Here is a 9,859-nt window from a genome sequence, read left to right as displayed (position 1 = left end):
AAGATATCACTGTAAAGATAATGAGCATGCTAGTATATCCTTTCATAGCTTCTCTACTTTTTATCGCAATATCTTTAATTCCACAGTGGAATACGTCAATGCTTAGTTTTTCAAGTGTTTCTACTGCTTCAACAGGAACAGGATATTTTGGAACGATATGGATGATACTACCAATCATAGTGTTCTCGTTTAATCATTCTCCTATGATTTCGTCATTCGTTATGAAACAGAGAGCTACGTATGGAATAGAAGCTACTGATGCCAAGTGTGCTCAAATACAAAAAGTTTGTTATATCATGACATTCGTTGTTGTTATGTTCTTTGTTTGGAGCAGTACTTTAAGTTTGACTCCAGATGATCTTAAGATGGCAAAAGAACAGAACTTGTCAATCCTATCCTATCTTGCTAATGAGCTTAATTCGCCTGTAATCACTATTGCAGCTCCTATCATTGCGTTTGTGGCTATTACAAAGTCTTTCCTTGGCCACTATATAGGAGCGTATGAGGTAATGCGTGACATGATTATCAAGTCCGGTAAAAAACGTGGGAAAGATATAGGAGAAAAAACAGTTAAGACAATGATTCTTACTTTTGTCGTATTAACATGCTGGTATGTTGCTTATGCAAATCCAAGTATTCTTGGAATCATTGATGCCCTTAGCGGTCCGTTAGTTGCTGCTATTTTATGTATATTACCAATGTATGCGATCCGTAAAGTACCAGTACTAGCTAAATACAGAGGGAAAATGAGCAATGTATTTGTCATTGTTATAGGTATACTTACTGTCCTAGCAAGTATTAAGTCATTATTCTAATTCACTATTGTTGGTTCTAGTCCAAAAATAGTGGGATATGAAAAAAGAACGAAAAAGATGATGGATAAGATAAATCCACATTCGAAACTTAAACAAGCTATTTAATGAGGGTTAAACTCTAATATAAAAAGACATGAACTAAGATTAGTTCATGTCTTTTTTGTGTTGGCGTTATTCCTAGAAGAGCGTTTAAAGCAGCGGTAGCGAATAAAATGTTTTTATTAAGTATTTGGATTGAAGTAACTGGAAACTAGGTGAACTCAATATTATTTTTGGTTTAACTGGTCACTGCTTATGGACAGTATAAACATAATCTCTCTTGTAAACCTTCAAACACTTCTTCAGGCACTTCCTTGATTTTGATATCTTTACCTAGGAAAAGTAGCCAATTTGTTATTTCCGTTAATTCATCGAGATTGTTAACGTTGATAAACGTCTTTAGAATGGCTGTGGATTGATAAGGGTTTGTATAAGAAATAGAAACTTTTAAAGGATGGTATTTTTTGAACTGGGCAATCGCTTTTGGACCAAGTTCAAGTACAAGGTTGATTGCTTCGTCTTTCTTACTTAGTTTTTCTAAAATCTTTTTCTTACTTAATCTCTTTTTCGTCTTATAGGGCTCGACATTAATGAAATGATCGACAGGGAGCATCTTCTTTTTTTCTTCCTTTAAATCAAAGCCTTCAATTATCCAATGGCTTTTTTCTTGATAAAGGTGTAGTAGATAAATTGGATAAGACTTGATCACATTCTCTTCTTTTAGGGTAATCAATAAATGTCTATCCAAAAGAAGGATTTGGATGAGTTTTTCTAACATAGGGTGGGGGAGGTCAGAAAGCTCAAGTAGGTCGGGATTGTGGGGATTAGTCCCTTCAAAAAGCAAGATTTGATTTAAAAGAACAAGGTCATCCTGCTGGATTTCTGAGATGAGTCCCAGTAGTTTTTCGGCTAAAGATTGACGACTCTTTAGATAGGGGAGTTGTTGATTTCTTGTAGCCATAAAGGCAATAAAAAGAGCTTTAACCTCATTATCAGTAAAGCGAACAACGGGCAGGATAGAGTTATGCATAACAAAATATCCCCCAGCCCTTCCAACTTCAGCGACAAGTGGCATTCCCATGGCTTCAATTTCTCTAATGTCTCTAATAGCTGTCGATCGTGAGATGTTAAATTCTTGTATAATTTCAGAAATAGTAAAGTGGGAGCGGTTATTAATATACCGCATGATTGTACTAATCCGTTCAACTTTTTTCATTTTGGTCTCCTAAACAGTATCATTTTTTGACATGATTTAAGGATATTATAAACTTATCAGATGAAAAGAGAAATCGTTTGATTAATTAAAAAAGAGGAAGGTTTTAAATATGGGAAATTATACTTTAGAAGAAAAAGATAGCTTTATCGTGTTAGGTATTGGAACTGAACTTAAGAGCCACTACACAGACTTTGCAGGCATAAACAAGGAAAAGGCAGACTTTTGGTTGGTCGTCGAACAAGATGGAAGGTTGGACACTTTAAAAGCTTTAGCCACAAATGATTACATTTTTGCTGTTAGTGAAGCGGTAAATAACAAGATGATGTATTATGCTGGTGTCATGACAGAGGAAACGATACAAGAAGAATCTAGAGTTATCCAGTTTCCTAGGGGAGAATACTTAGTAGTGAAAGGGGAAGGCAAGACAGCTGAGGAGCTAAGTAATAAGCTTACTGGTATTGCATTTGGTCAAGTCTTACGAGAAGCAAAGGATTTTGCCTATGTTGGTGGGCCAAATGCAACAGTTGAGATGGGGCAGCGAAATGGCTTAGTATTTGGTGAAATGTGGATTCCGGTTGTTAGGAAGTAAAGAGTTAAAAGGAGAGATAGAATTGTCCAACGTCGTTGATTTTAAAAATGTAACTACAGCTGGCTTAGAGTCTTCACCTGTAGCAGAAGCGCTTGCTGGTTTACGTGCCCATGAGGCCCGTTACTTTATGAACAAATACAAGTATGAATTTACGGTTGTCCCAGCTAGTAAAAGTAAGGAGAATCTTGATTATGTGAACCGCATTTTGAAAGAAGAGCGTAATATTGAGTTTGCGGCGAAACCTATAGAAACATCTTGTTTTCAAGTGGAAAATATTAAATTTACCTACGTCTTTTATGAGGATGGTCTTGCAGTCAACGTCATGTATACATTGGATAACCCGAAGAAGCGGGCTGTCGGATTTAAGCTTTCTGAAGGAATGGAGATACCAACGGAGTTAGCAGAGAAGTTTAAGTTTGCTAGGCAGAAGTCTAAATTAGCTGGAACAATTAGGGGTTCGTTTTTTGTAATAAAAGGAGAATATAGTGTAAGTTGAAGAACCTAGTCGTTTGTTTTATTTTAACAGGCGCGATTATGGAAGGTGTGGCTAACGATCTTGAATTGTTAGCTTTTTTTATATTGTTCAAAATAGGGTGCAGTGTTATTAAGCTAAGTGCATGCAAGATTTTATACAGACCTCAGCTAATCCAGTAACAAATAAGAACCGAATGTATAAAAATGAACAAAGTCATAGAAAGAGAAAGAGGCAGGGATCTGCCTTTTCTTTGCTACCGATAATAGTACGTAATGTTAATCTTTTCTCTCCACACTCGTGATAAAATGAACGATAAGAAATTTATGTAAGATAAAAGGGGGGAAGATACATGGTCAGTTTTAGTACTTTGCTAGCTTTTGCACTTGTTTCACTTAGCATGGTTTGTTCACCTGGGCCTAACATGATTTATCTCATTTCTCGCTCGATTACGCAGGGGCGTATGGCAGGATTCATTTCTCTTTTGGGTATCATGCTTGGCTTCATAATCTATATAATCGCAACAATGTTCGGACTTACAGCTCTTTTCCTTGCTGTTCCCGCTGTCTATGAAGCAGTCAAGTGGGCAGGTGCCGCTTACTTGCTCTGGCTCGCCTGGAATTCGATTAAGCCTGGTGCTACATCTATTATGGAACCTCGTACTATTTCTATTGAGCCACCACGGAAATTATTTCTAATGGGACTCATGACTAATCTTCTGAATCCCAAGATTGCTATTTTGTATGTATCACTTTTACCTCAATTTGAAGATCCTGAGAAGGGATCGTTACTTCTACAAGGTGCAGTTTTGGGCTTTACGCAAATAACGGTTAGCTTTATCGTCAATCTCCTAATTGTGTTTACAGCAAGTAGAGTTGCCAAGTGGTTTGGCACACGCCCAACGTGGCTGCGAGTGCAGCGTTGGCTTATGGCAAGCGTCTTGACAGGTCTTGCGGTACGTCTTGCTTTTGAACGTCGTCAGTAAGAGCATCCCTAAAAAAATTGACTACCTTTTTAAAACGATTGTAAGGGAAACAAAAATTATGTCAAAAGTAAAGCCAGCCTACTGTATGGTTTTACTTTTGACTAGCGTTTTCGTATAATATAATATCCCTCAATACTCTCTAAAGTTACACAATCCCATCCATTAATATGATTGGAAACCCAGTTTCTCAGTCAGGTATAGATTCAAAAAGTTCTCTTCGATTCTCCTATGGTCGATATCGCTCAGCTATATTAAAGTGAAGAAAGGTTATGATGGTTTATATCGAGAGAGTGGAGAATCGGCAATTTCATGGTAAACAAAGGTTTGTTCTAATGTTATTTAGGTCAATCGGATTCCTTCAAATGCATTCATCACTAAATGATGGACATAGGAATCATCCAACTTTTCACCGGTTACTAGCAATCGATAGAAAATGGGTCCGTAAATTAGATCAATGCTTAATTCAACATCGAGGTTTTCTTTCAATTCTCCTCTTTGAATTCCCTTCTCCAGAAGTTGCTTTGCTTGCAGTCGACGGGGCTGGAAATATCGAGTACGATATTCCTCTGCCAGTTTTGAATCAAATTGTCCTTCGCCTACTAACTCATTAATAATGGTCCCTTCCCGACTTGTCAAAAAACTTGCTAAACTCGTGGCGTGTATTACGATATCATTAAATGACGAGCCTGTATCAGGTATAGGCAATCTGGCTGCGGCAGCGGAAAGGAAACCATCCATTACCACAGCAGCCTTATTAGGCCACCATTTATAAATCGTAGCTTTGCTAACTTTAGCACGATCTGCAATTTTATCGACTGTGACTGCTTTAAAACCGTTTTCCAGCAATAACTCATAGGATGCGGAAAGGATAGACCTTTGGGTTTCGATATTACGTGGTCGTCCTCTTTTTCCTTGCACATTAATCATTCCTTTCAAGAACATAAACTATACGTTTAGTATACTTAATATGAATAAAAAGTAAAATAGGTCATTTACAAAACTGAACGTTTAGTATATTATTTTTGTTAATTAATAAACTAAACGTTCAGTTTATTAATTAACAAGGAGTTATGTGATGGTAAACGATGCAGCGAAGTCCAAAGCTTCGTTACATCGTTTACTAAAAAATACTTAGAAAAAGGGAGTGAAAGAGTGGGGAAATTGAACCTTTTAAAAGAAGAATTGAAAGTGGTTCAATTTCAACTTAGTACAATGACCGATAATATCGCAGAAGCTTTTGCCAAGATGATTTAGTAATTTCGAAATAAAAGTATAGGAGGAGTTAGTTATGTCTAATTTTAAAAATCAAGCAATTAATAAGGAAATTTCAGGGGGGTTAACCATTCTTCTAGCAATTGCATGTGGTATCATTGTGGCTAATCTTTATTATGCACAGCCTTTGATTGGGGTAATTAGTAATGTAATAGGGCTTTCTAATAGCAGCGCTGGCTTAATTGTTACGCTAACCCAGATTGGATATGTTGTCGGCTTACTATTTCTTGTACCTTTGGGGGATATTGTTGAGAATCGAAAGTTGATAGTTATATTGTTATTTCTAAGTGCAGTTGCCCTAACTGCCACTGTTTTTGCAAAGCATGGAATCTTGTTCTTAGTAGCTTCATTCTTTATCGGATTGGGATCGGTCGCGGCTCAAGTGCTCGTACCTTTTGCATCATACCTTTCATCGGAAGAGGCACGCGGTCGCGTAGTTGGCAATGTCATGAGTGGTCTGTTATTAGGTATTATGCTTTCACGTCCGATATCAAGTCTAGTAGCTGATATCTGGGGGTGGAATGCAATATTTGCTTTGTCTGCTACCGTAATCGTTGTCTTGGCGATTATATTATCAAAATTACTTCCTACTAGGAAACCAACGACAAGAACAAACTATATCGCCTTACTTAGTTCAATGTGGCAACTGCTGCGAATTACTCCAATCTTACGTCGTCGCGCAATTTATCATGCGTGTGTATTTGGGACTTTCAGTTTATTCTGGACCACTGTTCCGTTATTATTGTCTAGTCCTACTTTTTATTTTTCTCAGACAGCTATAGCACTATATGCACTTGTCGGAATTACAGGGGCAATAGCTGCACCGATAGGTGGTCGCTTAGCTGATCTTGGATGGACACGACCCGCCACTGGGATAGCTCTCACTGTTGTCATCGTAGCTTTATTATTACCACTCATTATTCAAAGTAGTTCGCCTATCGGAATAGCTATTCTAGTAATTGCAGCTATTCTACTAGACATGGGAGTATCAGCAAACCTTGTGCTAAGTCAACGTTTGATTTTCTCTTTGGAGCCAGAAATTCGTAGTCGCTTAAATGGATTATTCATGGCTATTTTCTTTTTGGGTGGTGCTGTTGGATCCTCTATAGGAGGATGGGCATACGCCTCAGGTGGATGGAGTGCAGCATTATGGGTGGGAATCGCTTTTCCGACCATAGCACTGCTTTATTTCGCCACTGAGAAATAGTTCTATAATCAAATTTAAACAGTCAGGATTCGTCTGACTGCTTATTCATTGGTATGTCCGAGCTTTAGAGATTAATTACGATTGTTTTGAGGTTTTAGCGCCAGAGCCAGATTTTTTGTCACTATCGCTGAAAGGGGACCAAACTCACCATGTAAAATGTGTCTGAACTCTAGTTAGACTATGATAAAAAAGAGCTTGTGGTAGAAAACAAGCTCTCATTAAAAGAAATAACGTAATTGAGATATCTATATATTAACAATTGGTTTATTACGATTCAACATGTCTCATATTGAGAAATAAATTATAAGCGGTTTAATAAAACTAAAGTGAATTATTGACATAATATTTCGACGATAATATAATAAATCTCGAATCCAAGATAATTTGCAAAAGATTGGTAATTATGATCATGATTTATGATGAGAACTTATCTTGAAAGTTATTTTTGGTATTACCAAGGGCAGTATAATCAATCACAAAGCGTATTGAAGAAAATATAAAAAGTTATGAACTTATTCCAACTGAATTTGCAGTTCCTGAGTTACTTACTATACAGTAAAGGCGATTAGCCTATAAAAAAATTGGAGAAAAACTATTACTTGCAAGTAGCAGTATTACGTATGTAGTTGTGATGTTGGAAAAGAAGAGGTTCTTAATAAGAAAACTATGTCCTAAAGACCGCTGTGTCACGTATGCGTCAATTACTTCAGAAGACATTGAATTGATGGATACTATTTTCCCTCAGCATAAAGAGGCGATTAGGTAAATATTTGGTGGTTTAGGCTTTGGTGAGAAAAAAGTGGTAATTGAACAGTTGAGAAAATTAGGATATTACGTGCGAGAACTATAAATTTTCAGACATATATCTCGAACTAGTAATATCCTAATTAAATATAAATTAAATAAATAAGGGGAGGGAAATCAATAAATGTAGTCATTTAATGGTATCCAAAATAAAGAAATCATGGGATTACAATTCATATAAACAGGAAAGATAGTTGTTAAGCCAATGCATACATAGTGTTCTTTTAAGTGTGAATCCTTCATAAAAAGGAGAGTGGATATCAAGAATGGAATTACGTCATTTAGAGTATTTTATTCAAGTTTGTAATAATGGTAGTTTTACTAAAGCTGCGGAAGTTCTAGGTATTTCTCAGCCAACTTTAAGTCAACAAATACGTGTGTTAGAAGGTGAACTTGATACACCTTTATTTCATCGAGTTGGAAGAGGTATCAAAATTACAGAAGCAGGTAAGTTGCTATTTGATAAAGGGAGATTTATCATGCAACAATTTGATGAGGTCTATAATGAAATTTTTGAATTAAAGGGTGTAAAAAGAGGTGTGATTACTATAGGAGGTTTATTAGAAGATCTCACTTATTTAACACCTTATATTATGAAGTTTCAACAACATTATCCCAACATCGTAGTAAAAATTATAGAATCAGAAGTTGCTGTAAATCAAATCATTGACAAAAATATTGATATAGGGATCACACGTAGTGCTCAAATCCCAGACACATTAACAAGCACCCTTTTGTATAGCGAAGAGCTCGTCCTTGTAATTCCAAAAAATCATCCTTTGAATGAAAAATCACTTGTTTCTTTTCGAGAATTAGCAGGGCTGAGTAGAATAATGGTTTCATGTAGTTGTCGTGAATCAATTAAGATATATTGTGAAAGTTTAGGGTTATCTTTATCTGAAGCAAATATAGAAACAAAATCTTCTATTTCTCTATTGAGCCTTGTATGCAATGGACATGGGGTTGCCATAATACCACTCTCACTGGTTGATTTTGTTAATAATGATTCCTTGAGCATAGTTCGTATTGTTGATCCAACACCAAGTCAAGATATTAATCTTATTCACTTTGATGATAAATTTTTAAGTTTTGCAGCACGTATCTTTATGCAGAAGTTAAATGTTCCTGAAAAAGTATCAGTATAATAGAAACATTAATGATTCTAGTACGAAAAAATCAGAAAAATCGAAAGTAATCTATAAATCTTGGGATGAGACCTACATTAAAGTCAAAGGCAGTGGATTTAATGTCAAATGTAAAAGTTATCAACACATATATATATAAACCAGTATTATAGTTTGATACTGGTTTATTTGATGCTTTTATTTATGTAGTTGTTAATTTAGCATAGATGATAAAAAATAGAGTTAATTGTCCTATTATCACAATATTTGGTACTACTACAATCAAATTTATAACAAAAAAGATTGCTAAAATCCCTAAAAACAAGCATAAATGATAAATTTTCAAACGGTGTTGTTCAAACCTGTATTGATGAAAAACAATTGTAGTTGACAGGAAATAGAGCAATACAGAACCAAAAACAAAATATAGGATAAAAGAATAATAGACCTCATGTAAAAATAATAGTCTAATGGATGCTGCAACCATACTCAAAGACATTAAAATAAACAGATGACCGTAAATTATAATTTGACCGGAAGTTTGTCTAGACTTGTCGAGTTTCTTCTCCATGTTATCGAAATATTGCCACCACATCGAAATAATGAGGATAAATGAAATGATCGCAAAGCTTATTGAATCCCAATTTCCTTGTTTAGGTTGAATGACCACAAGAGTGCTTATAAGAGCTTCCCCAAAGAGAATAATGGAAAATAGACCAAATCTCTCTAACAAGTGAGCTGTATTTGTCGGAACCTTTTCTAAACACTTTCTTCCAAGCAGTGGGACAATAATATCGATAAGAATTCCTAAATACAACGCAGCATATCGAATCCAAGAATCAAAAAAGACGGATAATAATGAAATACCGATTCCAATCCAAAAATATCTTCCTAAAAAGAGTGCTGCTTTTTTTCGAGCTCCCTCTTCTATACGCTGGACAACAAGATATTGGATTGCAGTCACGGCCCTTAATCCAATATAGCCAATTAAAAAAGAAAGATAATAAGGATCAAAATCAGCTGATAAGCTTGATGTCATTATTAGGACAAAAAACATTTGCAGGATCAAAAAGATTCGTTGATGAAATAAATCTTTTCCAAACCGGTTAACAAAGATGGTTTGCCCTACCCAAGACCACCAGATCGGAATAAAAATTAAGACAAACTTTACTAAATACTCTGCATGGATATGACCATCCTCAACATGAAGTAAAACATGAGTCGCAGCCGTCACCGCCGCCACAAATAACAAATCATAAAAGAGTTCTAACCAGGTCACTTTCTTTTCTTCCATTTCTGCACTCCCTTCTTATAGTTAATAGTACGCTAGAAATAT

Annotated in this window: 9 protein-coding genes and 1 pseudogene; 7 read left to right on the top strand and 3 right to left on the bottom strand. The window is 35.8% G+C overall.

Going from position 1 to position 9,859, the window contains the following annotated elements:
- Window positions 1–815, top strand: an 815-nt coding sequence (locus BAU28_RS30440; protein ID WP_071719116.1) for an SLC5/6 family protein, incomplete at its 5' end; no start/stop codon positions are given.
- A 292-nt stretch (window positions 816–1,107) separates the two neighbouring features.
- Here BAU28_RS30440 and BAU28_RS15995 read toward each other — a convergent pair.
- Window positions 1,108–2,070 (bottom strand): helix-turn-helix transcriptional regulator, encoded by a 963-nt coding sequence (locus BAU28_RS15995; RefSeq protein ID WP_071719105.1) that lies wholly within the window; start codon window positions 2,068–2,070, stop codon window positions 1,108–1,110.
- Between the two features lie 109 nt (window positions 2,071–2,179).
- On the opposite strand from BAU28_RS15995, the gene BAU28_RS15990 reads away from it, so the two are divergent.
- The 3 genes from BAU28_RS15990 (at window position 2,180) to BAU28_RS15980 (ending at window position 4,116) form a co-directional block, all read left to right on the top strand.
- Window positions 2,180–2,659, top strand: coding sequence for a GyrI-like domain-containing protein (locus BAU28_RS15990; protein WP_071719104.1), 480 nt, complete (start codon window positions 2,180–2,182; stop codon window positions 2,657–2,659).
- A complete protein-coding gene (locus BAU28_RS15985; protein ID WP_071719103.1) occupies window positions 2,646–3,155 on the top strand; it encodes a phage tail protein in 510 nt (169 codons plus the stop codon). Before BAU28_RS15990 ends, BAU28_RS15985 begins: the two co-directional genes overlap by 14 nt.
- 328 nt (window positions 3,156–3,483) lie before the next feature.
- Complete coding sequence (locus tag BAU28_RS15980; protein WP_025150500.1) at window positions 3,484–4,116, top strand: LysE family translocator; 633 nt, start codon at window positions 3,484–3,486, stop codon at window positions 4,114–4,116.
- Window positions 4,117–4,455: 339 nt separating this feature from the next.
- On the opposite strand, the gene BAU28_RS15975 is transcribed toward BAU28_RS15980, so the two are convergent.
- Window positions 4,456–5,034, bottom strand: coding sequence for a TetR/AcrR family transcriptional regulator (locus BAU28_RS15975; RefSeq protein ID WP_025150501.1), 579 nt, complete (start codon window positions 5,032–5,034; stop codon window positions 4,456–4,458).
- A gap of 370 nt (window positions 5,035–5,404) precedes the next feature.
- Here BAU28_RS15975 and BAU28_RS15970 point away from each other — a divergent pair, with 370 nt between their 5' ends.
- The 3 genes and pseudogenes from BAU28_RS15970 to BAU28_RS15960 all read left to right on the top strand — a co-directional run bounded on the left by BAU28_RS15970 (window position 5,405) and on the right by BAU28_RS15960 (window position 8,544).
- Window positions 5,405–6,595 carry an MFS transporter gene (locus tag BAU28_RS15970; protein WP_071719101.1) on the top strand — a complete coding sequence of 397 codons (1,191 nt, stop codon included), beginning with the start codon at window positions 5,405–5,407 and terminating at the stop codon, window positions 6,593–6,595.
- Window positions 6,596–7,040: 445 nt separating this feature from the next.
- Window positions 7,041–7,445, top strand: a pseudogene (locus BAU28_RS30940) (MarR family winged helix-turn-helix transcriptional regulator).
- A 220-nt stretch (window positions 7,446–7,665) separates the two neighbouring features.
- Window positions 7,666–8,544 (top strand): LysR family transcriptional regulator, encoded by an 879-nt coding sequence (locus tag BAU28_RS15960; RefSeq protein ID WP_071719100.1) that lies wholly within the window; start codon window positions 7,666–7,668, stop codon window positions 8,542–8,544.
- 181 nt (window positions 8,545–8,725) lie between these two features.
- Here BAU28_RS15960 and BAU28_RS15955 read toward each other — a convergent pair whose 3' ends face one another.
- On the bottom strand, window positions 8,726–9,817 hold the full coding sequence (locus BAU28_RS15955) for a low temperature requirement protein A (protein WP_071719099.1): 1,092 nt from the start codon (window positions 9,815–9,817) through the stop codon (window positions 8,726–8,728).
- Window positions 9,818–9,859: the final 42 nt, after the last annotated feature.

The sequence above is a fragment of the Bacillus paramycoides genome (genome assembly GCF_001884235.1).
In the GTDB taxonomy this organism is placed as follows: domain Bacteria; phylum Bacillota; class Bacilli; order Bacillales; family Bacillaceae_G; genus Bacillus_A; species Bacillus_A paramycoides.
Note: the sequence above shows the minus strand (reverse complement) of the source record. Positions and strands in the feature narration are given on the sequence as shown.

What these genes read in the sequence shown, in the direction of transcription:
- BAU28_RS15970 (WP_071719101.1), top strand. Translation starts at nt 5,405, where the DNA reads ATGTCTAATTTTAAAAATCAAGCAATTAATAAGGAAATTTCAGGGGGG.
- BAU28_RS15995 (WP_071719105.1), bottom strand. Translation starts at nt 2,070, where the DNA reads ATGAAAAAAGTTGAACGGATTAGTACAATCATGCGGTATATTAATAAC.
- BAU28_RS15990 (WP_071719104.1), top strand. Translation starts at nt 2,180, where the DNA reads ATGGGAAATTATACTTTAGAAGAAAAAGATAGCTTTATCGTGTTAGGT.
- BAU28_RS15955 (WP_071719099.1), bottom strand. Translation starts at nt 9,817, where the DNA reads ATGGAAGAAAAGAAAGTGACCTGGTTAGAACTCTTTTATGATTTGTTA.
- BAU28_RS15980 (WP_025150500.1), top strand. Translation starts at nt 3,484, where the DNA reads ATGGTCAGTTTTAGTACTTTGCTAGCTTTTGCACTTGTTTCACTTAGC.
- BAU28_RS15960 (WP_071719100.1), top strand. Translation starts at nt 7,666, where the DNA reads ATGGAATTACGTCATTTAGAGTATTTTATTCAAGTTTGTAATAATGGT.